Genomic DNA, 16,280 nt, shown 5'->3' with positions numbered 1-16,280 from the left:
TTAGACCACCCTTTTATATATATAAATAATGAAAAATGCAAACCCCAGTAGTCCTATTACAGATACAGCTATTCCTTGAAATAAATAGGGATAAGTAACTCTAATTTTAGTTTCACCTTTATTTACATTCAAAAGATTTTGTTTTGCATAGATTTCGCCACTATTACTTTTATAGGCATCCAAGAATGCAACTGTTGTATTGACATTGTTTTTAGGAGAATTTATAGTAATTGAATTTTGTCCATATTTTAAATTTATAGGTACAAGAACTCGTTTAGGCAATATAGAAGATTTAGTTCCCATCACTGTATTCATTATGGCTAATACCCTGCTATCGTCATTTTCCATTCCATGAAAAATTAAGTTAAAACCTAAAAAAGTTACATTTTTATTTCTTTCTTTTCCATTTCCAAGGAAAGGAACTTTTTTGCCGTTGACCCAAGAGAATCCTGTAACCTGAGGAACATTATCCAAATAAACTGTATTCCATCTTTTATATTCATCTTTAAAATTTACACTTTCATACTTTTTATCGTTAAAAAACATGTCAGGCATCTTTGTATTAAACGTAATAGGCTGGGCCGTGACCCCTAGAAAAACCATACGATTTGTAATTGTATCTGCCGGAATTCTATTCATATCTATAATAATCTTTATTCCCATACTACTTAGTTTAGAAACCATATTTTCTGCTTTAGATCTACTATTATAACGGAAATCTGAAAGATAAATCACTTTATATTTACTAAGTTCATCTAATGTATAATCTTCAATATTCCAGGAAGATCCTATTTCAAAAGAAGGATATTCAAGAGGTATATCCGATGCAGAACGCCCTATACACAAACCGGAATATTTTGTTACTACCCCAAAGTTTTCCGAAGCTTTTCTATGAAATACATAACCTTCACTTGTCTCTTTGTATAAGGTGTATTGAGAGAACTTTGCTGCATTATTTATAATGTTAAAATCTCTTTTATCCTTTTTCATAGGTGCTTTGGCTACAACAACAGTATCGCATCCCATTTCAAGGGATCTGTCAAACATATAATTGTAATAGCCTTTTTCAAGTGCAGTATTTAAAAGCACAATATTTTGAGCCGTTGCCGCACCCTGCCATGCCCAACCATAGGAATATGAAATTTTCTTATCTTCACTGCAAATATAGAAAGATGGATATGCCCCAAATGTACTGTCGTCGAGCAGTGCAATTCTCTGTTTTGTAATATTTTTAGCTGAACTTAAAATATTGTCTACTTCAGCGGATTTAATTTGTGGGTATAATGAAAGATTAAATGATAAAGAACTGTCAGCAGCTATTAAAACCACCATTATAATCATAAAATATTTTTTACATTTTGTCCAATTCAATAAACTGATAATAAATAATGCATAGGCTATAGGAGTAAATCTAACCATCCACAATAGCTGACTAAAGGGCATCTTTTCAAGCATAGGTACAAAAGCTGTAGTTGTTCCCAGAAATATCACTATAGAGGTAACAAATCCGGGTGCACTTTTTTTATTTGAAACAAATATTCCTAAAATCGATATAATCAAAATTGACAGCCCATAGTAAAAATATTCTCTATCTACTATACCAAATAATCTTAAAAATGGATTCAATGAGATAGTAAATGGGGTAGCCAAAAGCTCCATCATCTGAGAGGAAGTAGCCCCGCTATCCATAGAAACCAGTCCGCCCTTTAAAGCAGGATAAATCCAAATTCCACAAATTGCAAAGGATAAAAGCATTGTTAATATAACATGAACGCTTTTTTCAATTTTCTTGTTCATTATAGAATAAAGGGATAAAAATATAAATGAAGCGATTCCTACCATAGCCCCTATCATTAAATGGCACATTATTATAGCACACATAAACAGTGCAATAGGTATAATAGAAGATCTATCATCATCCTTTACAAATTTCCATACAAAATAGAACAAGTAAGGTATAAGTGCTGCAATAATAACCCTAGGTATATTTCCAGCAACAAAAAGCACTCTTATATTTTCCGGAAGAAAAAACCATAGAATTCCAAAAACTAAGGAAAGTAATATTCTTCTCTGGTGTATACCCCACAGCAGCCACCCTAAACCTCCTATAAAAAATGAATACCCAATAAAAATTACATACCCATTAATGGGATTGCCACCGGAAATAAATTCACATCCAGCAAGTACATAATAGGAAAGTGGTCCCCAATACCTAAATGGTTGTACACCATTGTACCAAAACTGAGTAAAAAGTGGATATATATTGCCTTCTTTTATGCTTTTGTATAACAAGTCTCCTTTAAATATATGTCCATAAGTATCTGCACCCCAAGGGTATCCTCCTGTTTTTATTATACAAAGTAAAAGTACTATTGTTCCAATTAGCAAAACAGATATTGCTCCCAATATCTCTAAAAACACATAATTGTTTTTTCTCACTTTTCCACTATGCCCTATATCGTCAGGAGCCTTTTTACTTTCTTTTATTTTTATAGTATTTTTCTTTTCTATAACTTTTTCCTTTTTATCATCCTCTTGTATCCATGTTCCTTCAACAATAGTATTACTCGAATTTTTTAAATCATCTGTTAATTGTTTAGCTGTAGTATTTAAAATATTATTAATAATTATTCTTGTCATTCTTTTTTTATAGCTTTTAAACTCTTTCTCGTAACCTGGTTCTTTTATATGATTTTCATCATAATTTACAACATAAACCCTTGCAGGAGTTTCACTAATTTCTAACCTTATAAGTATCATATTATTATTCTTCAATATCCCTTTAAGCCGAACGTACAAGAAATCTCCTACATTTTCAATTGTCGGTTCTATCTTATCAAAAGGTTTAATCAAGTTTAATTCTTTTTCATCATAAATATTCAAAAATTCTTGTACTATTTTTTCCACATCATCATACAAGGCAAAATCATCGTTGATAATTTTTATGAAAAGTGAAATTTCAAACGTATGTGAATGTAAATTTCCACGTCTATTATTGATTAAAACACTGTGAGAAATATTTATTTTAAATTTATACTTATATCCTTGAAACTTCACTAAAAATCACCACCTAATGATTCCTATTGATTTTTATAATAAAATTCTTTTCCTTGTTTTTTTGCAATCAAATACCTAGGTCTTCTCTTTACTTCGCCATATATTTTAGATATATATATGCCAATAATTCCTAAACTTATCATTATGCAACTTCCAATTCCTAGTATCAGAATTATCACTGTAGTAAATCCTGTAAAAGCCTTACCATTAAATTTCATATACAACGTTTGTACAAATAAAATGCAATCAACAATCATCATTATAATACCTAACCAAGCAACTATATACAATGGCAGTGATGTATAAGAAGTAACAGAGTATATTCCAAGCTTTACTAGCTTACCAAGTGACCATTTAGACTTACCGCTAGTTCTAGCTTGGACCTCAAAGGGAATTTGAATTCTATTATATCCTACCCAGGCTGACATACCTCGAAAGAAAGTAATTGATTCATGCATTGATTTCCAAGCCTCTATTACTTTTCTATCCAATAATTTAAAATCAGATGCACTGCTTAAGTTTATGCCTGACACTTTATTGAACAAATCATAAAACGCTGACGCAGCAAATTTCCTAAATAAAGGTTCCTTTCCTCTCTCCAATTTAATTCCTTCTACCACATCATAGCCTTGTTCCTTCCAAAGACGCACCATCTCAGGTATTAATTCTGGGGGATGCTGCAAGTCACAATCAAGTATGACACAAGCATCTCCCGATACATGCTCTAAGGCTGCACATAAAGCAGCTTCTTTTCCAAAATTACGGCTTAATTCAATAATGGATATGTTATCGTAATCCTTGCACAATCTATTCATCTCTTTAGAAGAGTTATCTGTAGATCCATCATTGACTAATACAAATTGATGTTCTATATTATTCTCTAATAAAATTGACATTATTTTAACTACATTAGAATATACTTGCAGTTCTTCATTATATATTGGTATAATTATGGAAACCATAATCTCAACCCCTTATATCAATTTGTAGTTATAATATTAGGTATAAATAATTTTATGCACACACTTCTTACTTTAATATTCGAATTTTTATATTTTAAATTGACTTACTATATCTGTAAGTTTTTCTGCAAGTTCTGCCTGGCTTTGAGAAGAACCAGATATATCTGAAATAGCCTTAGTAACCTCATTTACACTACTGGAAATTTCCTCAGATCCAGCCGCAGACTCCTGGGCAGTAGCTGCTGCACTTTGGATACCACCATTTACCTCAGATACTATATCACTCATCTGTTTTGAAGCTACAGCAATTTCCTCTGACATCTGATTCATAAATTCTGCATCCTTTTCATACTGCAGCCCTGTATCCATTAGAATTTGATAATTGGGTTTAACACTATTTGATATATAATTCAAAATTTCTTTGCCGCTGTCAGACAAATTATTAAAAGCATCTTCCACCGCAAGTACCATTCTATTTATATTTTCAACTGCTTCTGAAGATTCTTCTGCCAATTTTCTAACTTCATCTGCAACTACCGCAAATCCCTTACCATGCTCACCTGCACTTGCAGCTTCAATAGCTGCATTTAACGCTAAGAGATTTGTCTGCTCTGCTATATCACCAATAGAAGCTGCCATAATTTTAACTTCTGAAACTACTTTGCCCTTTTCAATAGCATTTATAATATCCTCTCTTCTTTTATTATATATATCATTACCTTCTTCTATACTTTGAGCTGCCTTTTCCTTTATGTCCACAGCACGGTTTTTTATTTCTGTTGAAGATTTTGTAGCTTCACTTGCTTTTTGGGTAAGCTTATTTGTATTTTGTTCCATTTTTTCACAAGAAACACTTATTTTTTCTGTAATCCTACTTAAATCTTCAGATCCACCTGCTATTTGTGACGTAGACTCATTTACAGACGACATCATAGAAGAGATTTCCTCTGTAGTAGCAGATAACTCCTCACTAGAAGCACTTATACTTTCAGTACTCTGCGTTATCTCAAGTATCAAATTTCTAATATTTTTATTAGCCTTACCCAACTCACTAGCTATAATCCCCATTTCATCTTTACTTAATAACTGAATGGATTTACTTAAATCACCCTGACTTATAGCATCTGTAAATTTCAAAATATTATTTGCTTCTTTTGAAATTGATGAAGCAATCTTATTTCCTAAAAAGAAAGCCACAACTATTCCAATTAGAGTAATTATCATTATCATATATAATGACTCATTATATATAGACATATTGCTACTATTCTTATCATTGGCTTTTTGAACTGCACTTTGAGTCAACTGCTCAATAGTAGAAGTTAATTTATCTCTATAAGTAGCTGCTTCTTTATTTGCATTCATGGCATCATCATATTTTCCTTGACCCATAAGTTCTATAATTTTATTACATATATTTCTCCAGTCAATCAATTGACTTTCCAACTTAGATACTAAATTTTTTTCCTGCAAAGTCAAATCAGAGTTTTTATAATCATTTAATATACTGTTATCTTTATTTTGATAAGGAGCTATATTTTTTATAGTATCCTGAACCTTATCTTTATCTTTGCTTTCAACAAGATTTATTAGTTCTAAGCGTTGATGCATTATATCAGCATCAAACTTGTCAAGATTTTTAACATTTTCTAAATCCACACTGTACATCTGATTGGAACCTTTATTTATGTTATACATGTTCACCAAACCTACTGTTCCTACAATTACAACGAATAAAGTTACCATAAAAAAGCCTATAATCTGTTTTTGTTTAATTTTTAAATCATTAAACCATCTCATATTATTTCCCCCTCGTAAGATATTAAATAACTTATCCTAAATAACATAAAACTTAAATATATTACTAAATTTCCACCTCAATAAATAATATAAATCAATACTACATTATTTACAAATATGGAAATTATTAAATTGTAAAAGTAAAACCTCACACCTATAGATTATAGATGTAAGGTCGGTTGTATCATTAACTCCATATATGTCTGATACCCAAATTACGGCATATATATCATAGTTTCCTTTACATTATCAATAATATTAACACAAATATATGCCTTATTCAACAAAATTCTTATGCTGTAAAGTTAACTTATGACTATACAATTCTTATTTAACCTTCTATTTCTCCAACTTTAGCTCTACTCTTAGCTGTAAAGGAAAAATAGGATCCTATTAGTATGAAGCATATTCCTATGACAGTATTCATAGGTATTTTTTCACTTAAAGCAATTAATGCAAAAATAGGTGCAAGTGCTGGTTTAATAAAGAAAACTATAGATGCTGTGGTTGCTGAAGTCTCGTCCATAGCCATAAAATAAAACATATATCCCAATCCTGTTACTACAATTCCTAAAAATATTACTGGAATTATATTAGCAGCATTTATTCCATAAATAATTGGTATATGAGACATAAAACTTAAACCACCCTTAGGATTTATTATGCTGCTAACTACTGGAAGATTTGATAATAATATAATCAGAAGCATGATAACATCTCCAACTAAAAAACTAACACAATTTAAAGTAATACTTCCATACTTTTCAGATCTCAACTTTCCAACTACACTATAGAGTGAAAAAGTAACAGCTGCTAAAATAGATAATACTATTCCTTTTACATCACTAACTGTACCAAAAGGATTTAGTATGCACACTATACCAATCAGACTAAATATAATTGATATAATAGTACCTCTATTTAAATCTTCTTTTAAGAACAAATATGCAAACATTACTGTAAATACAGGGTTTGTACTAAAAATTATGGCAACTGTAGATGCCTTTGTAAATGTAATTGCCAATTGAAACAGGGACATACTGAGTACAACACATAAAAATCCTGTACCTAAAAAATAATATAAATCATCTTTTTTAAACTTCATTTTTTTATTTCTCACAGCTTTAATAGTTGGTGGTAATAAAATTAATCCTCCTATTAGAAATCTAAGAAAATTTAATTGCAATGGGTTTAAACCCACAGCTAGCTTGCCTACGATTTCCATCGTACTAAAAATTACAGCAGCTAAAATAATAAATACATAACCCACAATTACAAACATCCTTTCCTAAAATATTATTTAAATATATTAATTGAAACCTTTTTTAATTTTACTTATACCTCCTTTTATTCAACTTATATACTTTTAATTAAAAAACAACATCAAAAAACAGCATTAATATACTTTAGAATATATTAATGCCGTGTTCCTGTCACTTTTATGCAAAGGGATAACTTTGCACCATAACAAAATGGCACTCTCATTAAATTTACATTTATTTGTCTTCATTACCGCTTTTGGTAATAAGTATATATCTTTCATAACAGTTTGTCAACGATGCTATTATAGCTTTTTTAGCAATTCCAAAATAATTATCAGAAATATCTTTTACCATATCATCTATATCTTTTATGTTTCTACCAATAAGCAATTTTTTTATGTATTCTCTTGCTGTATTAGTTACAAGTGTACACTCTATTTCATATATTTTTCCCGTAATCCTATCTAAAACAGCTGTCATTGCAATTTCAGTATAAACTTCAGTTGCAGTTATTCCACCTGGAAGTTTTGCATAACCACTAACAAATATCTTATTTCTTTTCAACTCACTTATCTCCTAAACTTTAATCTTGATGAACCCTTATGGCAAAATTTCTAAACAGCATCATTATATCATATTTATCATAAAAAATCCTTAGATATGACCTCTTCTAAATCTTAAATTTTTGTACCATTTCACTGAGTTTTTGTGAAAATTCAGCCTGACTTTGTGCACTCAAAGCTACCTGATCTATTGCCTTAGTTGTTTCACTAACACCAATTTTTATATTTTGTGCATTTTCACTCGATTTCTGTGAAGTTGAAGCCACATTTTGAATTGCATCGCTTACTTGAGCAACTGTAGCAGTAAGTTCTTCCGACATAGATGCTATTTCTTCTGACATCTTACTTACAAAATCTGAATCCTCACTATAGTAATCTATTATATCTCTAAGCTGTTCAATTTTTCCGTATATCTCTTCATTTATGAATTTTAACAAATCACTACCATTTTCAGATAACTTTTTAGATGCATCCTGAACCTTTAAAATAGTATCCTGTATACTTGCTACAGCATTTTGGGATTCCTCTGCAAGTTTTCCTACCTCCTGTGCAACTACCTCAAAGCCTTTTCCCTGCTCTCCTGCCCTAGCTGCCTCTATAGATGCATTTAGTGCAAGCAAATTTGTCTGCTCTGCAATACCTGAAATAGTATCTGCCATAACGCTTATATTCTTAACAACCTTTCCATCTTCGATTGCCTGCAGCATATTGTTTCTCTTTTCCGTATACAAATTTTGTACCTGATCCATAATCTCTTTTCCATCTTTCTTGCCTTTGGTGGACTTTTCTTTTGCATTGTTTGCATTATTGCTTCCCTCTATTGCTTTGCCAGATAACTCATTGATGCTTGAATCTATTTCTTGTATAGATGCAGATATTTGTTGTGATGATGCACTTGCATCTTCAATTTGAGCTGTTATATTTGTTACTGCATTGTCTATTTCTTGAACTTTGGATGACAATTCTTCTGATGTAGAAGAAAGTTCTTCACTAGATGCACTCATATCCTGTGAATTATCCATTATTACCTTTATAAGTTCTTTGATATTCTTCTGGGCTTTTATAAGTGCTTCACTGGTTTTACCAAATTCATCTTTTCTAGTAACTTGATACTCATGGGTTAAATCAAATTTTGATAAATTTTCTGCAAAATCTAATGTTTCCATTAGTGGATTATTTATATCCCTTGATATAAATAATCCAAGACCTATTGCAATTAATGCCCCTATTATCATTAATATTATCATAGATCTATTTGAAGTTATATATACTAAGTGGTTCTCTACATTAGATGCCTTGGCACTATCGTTATTTATACTTATAAGTTTTTCAAGGTTGCTAAACATTTCCGTCTTATATCCTATTAATTGTTCATACTGTGTTACTACTTTATCATTATTTGCCGTATTCACAGATTCGACAACGTTTTCTCTTAAAGTTCTATATTGACTAAGTTGACTTTTAAATGTAGACCATATTTGCTTTTCTTCGTCATTCATGGATAACTTTTCATAACTAGAGATATACTTATCACTTTCAGCCTTATTTTGTTGAATATCTTTTTCTAAGTCATCCTTTTTAAAATTATCCTTTACATATACCAACTGTAATATATCAGACTCAGCCTGTGTCAAATTTTGCTTCATATCTGTAAGCATATACACACTTTGTAGTCTATTATTATACATTTCTTCAGAATTGGCATTTACAACTCCTAACGATTTTATACCTATAATTCCAACAATAACAATTAATATAGATATAATAAGGAAACATAAAATTAATTTTATCCTTACTCTCATATTTTTAAAAAAAGTCATATATTATCTCCCCTTTCATTCCCCTATATACTATATATTACAACAATGCCTAATAAAATCCAAATTATCCGGTGTTGCACAATATAAGAAGCACCTACCTAAGTAAATGCTTCTCAACTATATAAATCTTATTCACTATTGTCATTTTTCACATAACGCATAAACTACTGAAATGTTTTTACATACTGTTTCAAAATATTTTTATATTTTGTAATCGTATCTATTAAAACATATTCATCATTTCCATGACAGTTTACCCCACTTGATCCAAACTCTACTGCCAGAATGTTATCTTTTGAATAAAAACGTGTATCTGCAGAGCCATGTTGTCCAAATAAAATGCAATCTCTATCTAAAAATTGTGAAGCTACATTTTTAAGCTTTTTAACATAAGGAGAATTTATATCAGTTTTTACTGGATCCCCTGTATCTGAAATAATTATTTTACAATCTACTTTATTCTTAATTTGTAAAACAATATCATCTATATTTTGTTCAGGCAAAGTTCTTATATCAAGAGACATTTTACAATAATCAGGTACTTTATTATATACTTCCCCTCCATGAATCATTGCTAAATTAATTGAAGGTCCTTTGTACAACTTTGAATTTTCTTTGGCAAAAGGAAGATTTTTAATTGTATTATAGTGTTTAGATATACAGCAGAAAAAAGCTTAGCTATATTTTTACAAACTAAAATTTAACTAAGCCTTTAATATTCTATTTTTCTCTATGTACAACCCTATCATCTTCTTTAACACTATATAAAACTTGACGTCTATAGTAATGGATATAACTCCTTTTCTTCTCTATCTATTCTATCTGATAAGGCCTTAAAAATTTGTATTGTATCTTGTTTAAACCCTTCAATATTATTTGTAATTTTATTAGATGTATTATATTTTGATTTATAATTTTCATATGCTTCAGTAACTTTCTTCATTTCTTCACTATGCTGCCTTTTTAAACTTACTATATCCATATTCTTTCCTCCTTAGAATTGATTTACTATTAGTTTATCACTGAAAAACTATAAGTTCAGTATCATTTGTTACAACTTTCTTATTAAAGACAATGGATAGCTTTTATTTAAGTCATTGAGAGATTGCAAGCAGTGTTAGTAATTGATCCATTAACTACCATTATGCTACACATCCACACATAAAATATAGGACCAAGGCATTTACTCCTTAATCCTATTATAATTTCTCATACTCTACGTTCTACGAACAGAAATGCTGATATTATTATCTAGTAGTTTTCTGCTGAATCATATTCTTTACTTCTTCTTGTGTTAAACCGTCAGCATTAATAACAGGAACTTTTGTAGAAGTATCACTAAAACCCATCATATCTGTATTATATCCTGCTGTAACAATTGCATCTAAATTTTTGCACTTTGAAACATTATTCTCAAGATCTTCTCCTAAAATTTGCACTGAATATCCTTGAGCATTTAGATAATCTGCCATTCTAGACAATCCTTTTTCCACACCAATGTTTTTCATATGTTATCACCTCGTATTTATTTTTCCACTCATAGGTGTGGATATACATACTTATCACGTTTATTTTAATAAAAGTTGTTTGTTTCATAATGGTGTATTATAATTTAAATTTACCTACACTTTCATTAAGTTCCTTTACAACTTTATTTTATCAGTAGATGTATGTTTGTCTATAGTTTCTAATTTTCTAACAAAAATACATCCTACTATACTAACTATAATAATAAATACTGCTGGAAAATGACTATTTATTCCCCACAATATACCTGTTAAAGTTCCACCCACAAATGAGCCAATAAATTGTACTGTATTATAGATACCAGTAACAGTTCCTCTAATTTCCTTTGTAGAAAGTTTTGTTACACTTCCCGGGAGTATTGCACTAAAATTCATATATCCTGCCATGAAAAAAGTAGTTCCCAAAAGTATAATATAAAAATTGTTAAAAAAAAGGCTTCCTCCTCCAACTAATATACCTGCAAATGAAAAAAACGCTATCATAGATAACTTTCCTCTGTCTGCCAATTTTGAAGAAACAATCATGATGATAATACCTATTAAAGTTGCTGGTATATATTCCTTATAATTCCAAATTTCTATATAGGAATTTTATCTTATCTTACAGCTATAATATTTGATGACATAGGCAAAATCTTGACCTCAATATTCCTCCAACAATAACAAAAGCCTCAGAACATAAGTCTGAAGCCTTAATTTTTGTATAATAAAAGCCCTAAGAGTTCTTCTCTCAAGGCTATTTACATCTTTCTAGAGTTTACATTATAGCACGATTTCTACGATATATTCAACGGACAACCTACCATCTTTTTATTGTAAGAATACAAATCCACGGTACAAAAGCACCGTGGAATAAATCCGTTGGAATATTAGTTTACAATATCTTTTTTCAACTTTGTTACGCTAATTAACGTAACAGCTTATTTATTTAAAGTATACTATAAATCAATTATTATTTATTGTACTTCAATACGTTCAACCTTTCCTAATAAGAATAAATAATTAAAAATGGCAATTACAATTAGAACAGCTGAGAACAATAGTGCTGGAACAAATGATCCTGTTGCTCCTACAATAAATCCAGTAATAATTGGTCCTACAACTCCACCCATATTAGAAACTGTATTTTGCATTCCAGCAACTACTGATGTCATATTTTTAGGTGCAACATCTCCAGGTAGTGCCCATACTTGAGAAGCTGCTACAGTGTTACCCGACTTAGCAATACAAAGTAATGCAACTGCTAAAGCTGGTGATTTAGTAAACGCTGCTACTCCAATACAAGATGCCATTAATAAGCCTACAATTAAAAATACCTTTCTCGTTGCAGTAAGTGATAATAACTTTTTAGAGTATACCTTATCAGATAGCCAACCTGCTATTATTTCAGCAACCATAGCACATAATAAAGGAAGTGACGCCGCAAATCCCATTTTAAGTAAACTCATTCCTCTTTCTTTGACCAAATAAGTAGGTAGCCATGTAATAAAGAAATATGAATTATAATTTATCATAAAAAATCCTATGCACATAGCCCAAATATTTTTATATTTCAGTAATTGATACCATTTTATCGAACTCTTTGAATCAACATTTTCAGCTTTAACGTTTTCATTGTTATCCTGGTTTATGTAATCTAACTCAAGCTTATTTACTCCTTTATGTTCCGCAGGAGTTTCCTTAAAAAATAACAACCATATAATAGTCCATATAACGCCTAACAAACCTATAAAAGCAAAGGTTAATTTCCAGTCAAATGTTACAATAAGCCATGCAATTAATGGCATTGCAATTGCTCCTCCAAATTTGGAGCCACTATCAAACAATCCAGAAACAGTAGCTCTTTCCTTTTTAGGAAACCATTTTGAAGTTATTCCTGCATTACTTGGATACGCACCAGCTTCTCCAGCTCCTAAAGCTACACGAAATCCTAGCAATGATTTAAATCCTACTGCTAAACCCGTTACAGCAGTCATTATAGACCACCAGCCAACAGCAAATCCAAGGGTCTTTTTTTGACCAATTCTGTCTGCAACCCAACCTGCTGGAATTTGTAATAATGCATATGACCAGAAAAATGCAGACATGAGAATACCCATTTCTCCAGATGATAAGCTAAATTCTTTAGATATATGAGTAGCTCCTGTAGAAAGTACTGTACGATCAATATAGTTAATTGCAATTGCAGCCCACATCATAGCAGCAACAATCCAGCGAATATTTGTCCTTCTACCCATGCTGTTTTTCAATGTACTTTTTCTATTTTCCACAACTATACCCCCAATTTAACCTATTTATAAAGAACTTAAAGTTTGTTCACAATAAATTTAGGTTTTTCTTTATTGACTAATACGCTTACAATATTTTCTACACAAGTCATTCCAAGTGCATCAGTAGCCCCAGCTGTATAGCCCGCAATATGAGGTGATGCAATAAAATTAGGTAACTCAAATAATGGGTGTGATTTTAAGGGTTCCTCTGTAAATACATCTAAAGCTGCCCCTGAAATTACTCCTTCTTTCAATGCTTTATAAAGGTCCTCTTCTACAACAATCCCCCCCCTTGATGCATTAACTAAATATGAACTTTTTTTCATCATCTTCAATTTTTTATAGTCAATTAAATTCTTCGTGCTATCTAAAAGTGGAATATGAATTGAAACAAAATCACTTTGTTTTAATAATTTATCTATCGTTACAAATGTAATTCCATTTTCAGCTGCAAACTTTTCATCTGGATAAGGATCATATGCAAATACATTCATACTGAATCCCTTTGCTCTAAAAGCAACTTCTTTACCTATGTTTCCAAGTCCAACAATTCCTAAAGTTTTTCCATGGACATCAGTTCCAAAAGTCCTTGGCCATTCGCCTTTCTTTGTCAAATCATTAGCTTGAGGGATTTGTCTTGCTGAAGCAAGTATTAATCCAAACGCAAAATCTGCAACAGCATGTTTATTAGCATTCGGAACATTTGTTACATATACATTTCTCTTTTTTGTTGCTTCTAAATCAATATTGTCAACCCCAACACCATGTTTACATACAATTTTCAAATTTGGCGCATTTTTTAATACGTTTTCATTAATTTGAGTAAAAGCCACTATTAATGCATCAACATCGTGTATCTTTTCTATAAATTCGTCTTCTGCAATATCTGCTGGCAGATAACTGACTTCTATACCGTTTTTACTTAAATACTCTATAGGTTCTTTTGAATATTTTGCAAATGAAGGTGATGTAGATATTACTTTCATTTATTACACGTCCTCTCTCATTTCTTACCAAATCAGTATGAACAAATTTACATACTAATTTGATAAATTCAATTATTTTATAATGATAGTATAATTATTAATTTTTAGGTACTAATTCAACTGCTGATTTAATTGCAGCTAACATGCTCTTTTCATCAGCAATATTTTTTCCAGCTATGTCAAAGGCAGTTCCGTGGTCAACAGACGTACGTATAACTCCTCCATTTAACCCAACTGTTACATTTATTCCATCAGACATTCCAAGAACTTTTATAGGAATATGTCCTTGATCATGATAGCAGGCAACTACAATATCAAAGTCACCATTTACAGCACGGAAAAATACTGTATCAGGTGGATAAGGTCCACTTACTTCTATACCTTCTTCTTGAGCTCTTTTTATTCCTGGAATCAATTTTTCTTCTTCCTCACCATTTCCGAAAAGTCCATTTTCACCAGCATGTGGATTTATACCAGAAACTGCAATCTTCGGATTCTTGTATCCAGCTCTAGTTAATACATCATTAGCTAATTTAATAACCCTATAAGTTCTTTCAGGATTTATCATTTCAACTGCTTTTACAAGACCAACATGTGTTGTAAGATGAATTACCTTCAGTTTTGGTGATGATAACATCATTGAATAATCTTTTGTATTAGTTAATTCTGCTAAAATTTCTGTATGTCCAGCAAATTTATGTCCACCTTTTTGCATTGCTTCCTTGTTTAAAGGTGCGGTACAAATAGCTTGTATTTTATTTTCTTTTGCAAGTTCAACAGCTTTTTTTACAAATTGAAATGCTGCATCTCCGGCAACCGGTGACATTTTTCCAATAGTTAAATCTTCGGGAATTATATCAATATTAAAGCAGTCAATTTTACCATATGAAAACTCTGCATCTTTTATATCATTTATTAAATTTAAGCTTACATCAGAATTAGTAATTTCTATTGCTTTTTTTAAAAACTTTGGATCTCCTATTACAACTGGTGCACAAATATCATATACATTTCTATGACTTAATGCCTTTACTATAATTTCAGGACCAATTCCTGATGCATCACCCATTGTAATACCAATTACAAGTTTTTTAAGCATCTCTTTTCCTCCTTACTCTAAAATTATCTCATTCCTTTATCTGCATTTTCCTTTAACACTTTCTTTAAAGCTTCAATGCCTTCTTCTGGTAATTGATTAAAAGGTGCACGACATTTACCAACATTGTATCCTAATAATGACACTGCTGTTTTAACAACTGTATTTGGATTTCCATATTTAAAGCAGCCACGGAAACTAGCTATGCTATCTTGGTATTCTTTAGCTTTTTCCCAATTACCTTCCATATAAGAATTGTAAATTGATGCCATAGTATGAGGATATACATTTGCACAACCTGCAATACCTCCAACACCACCTGCTTTTAAAGCCCAAAGAATTAATTGGTCATTTCCAGATAAGACACTGAAATTATTTTTTTCAGTTGCAGAAATATATCCAAGAATGTTTGTAAAGTTACCTGAAGAATCTTTTGCACCAATAATGTTAGGAATTTGACTTAACTTTCCAACTGTTGCTGGAGCTAAAGCATTACCAGTACGCGCTGGAATATTATATAATATGATTGGCATATCTACTGCTTCGGCTACAGTTTTATAATGATCATATAATTCATTTTGGCTGGCTACTGCAAAGCTAGGTGTAATTATACTTAATGCATCGGCTCCTAAATCCATTGCCATTTTTGATTGCTCAATTGTTTCTTTAGTTGAAACACATCCTGTACCTGCATATACTGGAACACGTCCATTAGTTTCTTCAATTACAGTTTTAAGAACTAACTTTTTTTCTTCTTTATTTAAAATATAACCTTCTCCATTAGTACCAAAACAGAATATAGCATGTACACCGTTTTCAATTTGGCGATTTACTTGTTCTCTAAGTGCAGCAGCATTTATAGATTCATCCTCATTCATTGGTGTAATCATTGCTGATATAATTCCTTTAATTTCAACTTGTTTCATTTTTAAACATCC

The 16,280-nt window shown here is 30.9% G+C and carries 14 protein-coding genes and 1 riboswitch; all 14 genes read right to left on the bottom strand.

Annotation, left to right across the window (positions count from 1 at the left end):
* The gene (locus CLAU_RS12060; RefSeq protein ID WP_058893782.1) at positions 1-3,057 is read right to left on the bottom strand and encodes a 6-pyruvoyl-tetrahydropterin synthase-related protein; all 3,057 of its coding nucleotides are present in this window, start codon (positions 3,055-3,057) and stop codon (positions 1-3) included.
* A 23-nt stretch (positions 3,058-3,080) separates the two neighbouring features.
* Positions 3,081-4,019, bottom strand: coding sequence for a glycosyltransferase family 2 protein (locus tag CLAU_RS12055; protein WP_023162619.1), 939 nt, complete (start codon positions 4,017-4,019; stop codon positions 3,081-3,083).
* Between the two features lie 87 nt (positions 4,020-4,106).
* A complete protein-coding gene (locus tag CLAU_RS12050) occupies positions 4,107-5,819 on the bottom strand; it encodes a methyl-accepting chemotaxis protein (protein WP_023162618.1) in 1,713 nt (570 codons plus the stop codon).
* Between the two features lie 165 nt (positions 5,820-5,984).
* Positions 5,985-6,068, bottom strand: a riboswitch (cyclic di-GMP riboswitch).
* Positions 6,069-6,150: 82 nt separating this feature from the next.
* A complete protein-coding gene (locus CLAU_RS12045; RefSeq protein ID WP_029170137.1) occupies positions 6,151-7,089 on the bottom strand; it encodes a DMT family transporter in 939 nt (312 codons plus the stop codon).
* A 226-nt stretch (positions 7,090-7,315) separates the two neighbouring features.
* Positions 7,316-7,645, bottom strand: a complete 330-nt coding sequence (locus CLAU_RS12040) for a DUF3870 domain-containing protein (protein WP_023162616.1) — start codon at positions 7,643-7,645, stop codon at positions 7,316-7,318.
* 106 nt (positions 7,646-7,751) lie between these two features.
* The gene (locus CLAU_RS12035; RefSeq protein WP_023162615.1) at positions 7,752-9,464 is read right to left on the bottom strand and encodes a methyl-accepting chemotaxis protein; all 1,713 of its coding nucleotides are present in this window, start codon (positions 9,462-9,464) and stop codon (positions 7,752-7,754) included.
* A gap of 164 nt (positions 9,465-9,628) precedes the next feature.
* A complete protein-coding gene (locus tag CLAU_RS12030; protein ID WP_023162614.1) occupies positions 9,629-10,066 on the bottom strand; it encodes a M20/M25/M40 family metallo-hydrolase in 438 nt (145 codons plus the stop codon).
* A gap of 176 nt (positions 10,067-10,242) precedes the next feature.
* Positions 10,243-10,446 carry a hypothetical protein gene (locus CLAU_RS12025; protein ID WP_013237072.1) on the bottom strand — a complete coding sequence of 68 codons (204 nt, stop codon included), beginning with the start codon at positions 10,444-10,446 and terminating at the stop codon, positions 10,243-10,245.
* A 265-nt stretch (positions 10,447-10,711) separates the two neighbouring features.
* A complete protein-coding gene (locus CLAU_RS12020; RefSeq protein WP_013237071.1) occupies positions 10,712-10,972 on the bottom strand; it encodes a YkuS family protein in 261 nt (86 codons plus the stop codon).
* A gap of 135 nt (positions 10,973-11,107) precedes the next feature.
* On the bottom strand, positions 11,108-11,521 hold the full coding sequence (locus CLAU_RS12015; RefSeq protein WP_275507166.1) for an MFS transporter: 414 nt from the start codon (positions 11,519-11,521) through the stop codon (positions 11,108-11,110).
* Positions 11,522-11,946: 425 nt separating this feature from the next.
* Entirely contained in the window at positions 11,947-13,260 is a 1,314-nt protein-coding gene (locus CLAU_RS12010) for an MFS transporter (protein WP_023162612.1), read from the bottom strand.
* A gap of 35 nt (positions 13,261-13,295) precedes the next feature.
* The gene (locus CLAU_RS12005) at positions 13,296-14,246 is read right to left on the bottom strand and encodes a phosphoglycerate dehydrogenase (protein ID WP_013237068.1); all 951 of its coding nucleotides are present in this window, start codon (positions 14,244-14,246) and stop codon (positions 13,296-13,298) included.
* A gap of 97 nt (positions 14,247-14,343) precedes the next feature.
* On the bottom strand, positions 14,344-15,345 hold the full coding sequence (pdxA, locus tag CLAU_RS12000) for a 4-hydroxythreonine-4-phosphate dehydrogenase PdxA (protein WP_013237067.1): 1,002 nt from the start codon (positions 15,343-15,345) through the stop codon (positions 14,344-14,346).
* 23 nt (positions 15,346-15,368) lie between these two features.
* On the bottom strand, positions 15,369-16,268 hold the full coding sequence (gene dapA, locus CLAU_RS11995; protein ID WP_013237066.1) for a 4-hydroxy-tetrahydrodipicolinate synthase: 900 nt from the start codon (positions 16,266-16,268) through the stop codon (positions 15,369-15,371).
* Between the last annotated feature and the right edge of the window lie 12 nt (positions 16,269-16,280).

Origin of the sequence: Clostridium autoethanogenum DSM 10061, from assembly GCF_001484725.1 — a bacterium.
Classification (GTDB): domain Bacteria; phylum Bacillota; class Clostridia; order Clostridiales; family Clostridiaceae; genus Clostridium_B; species Clostridium_B ljungdahlii.
Note: the sequence above shows the minus strand (reverse complement) of the source record. Positions and strands in the feature narration are given on the sequence as shown.

Bases quoted from the DNA above. Each gene is read 5' to 3' on its own strand.
- CLAU_RS12055 (WP_023162619.1), bottom strand. From the start codon at position 4,019: ATGGTTTCCATAATTATACCAATATATAATGAAGAACTGCAAGTATAT.
- CLAU_RS12050 (WP_023162618.1), bottom strand. From the start codon at position 5,819: ATGAGATGGTTTAATGATTTAAAAATTAAACAAAAACAGATTATAGGC.
- CLAU_RS12035 (WP_023162615.1), bottom strand. From the start codon at position 9,464: ATGACTTTTTTTAAAAATATGAGAGTAAGGATAAAATTAATTTTATGT.
- CLAU_RS12025 (WP_013237072.1), bottom strand. From the start codon at position 10,446: ATGGATATAGTAAGTTTAAAAAGGCAGCATAGTGAAGAAATGAAGAAA.
- CLAU_RS12020 (WP_013237071.1), bottom strand. From the start codon at position 10,972: ATGAAAAACATTGGTGTGGAAAAAGGATTGTCTAGAATGGCAGATTAT.
- CLAU_RS12005 (WP_013237068.1), bottom strand. From the start codon at position 14,246: ATGAAAGTAATATCTACATCACCTTCATTTGCAAAATATTCAAAAGAA.
- pdxA (WP_013237067.1), bottom strand. From the start codon at position 15,345: ATGCTTAAAAAACTTGTAATTGGTATTACAATGGGTGATGCATCAGGA.
- dapA (WP_013237066.1), bottom strand. From the start codon at position 16,268: ATGAAACAAGTTGAAATTAAAGGAATTATATCAGCAATGATTACACCA.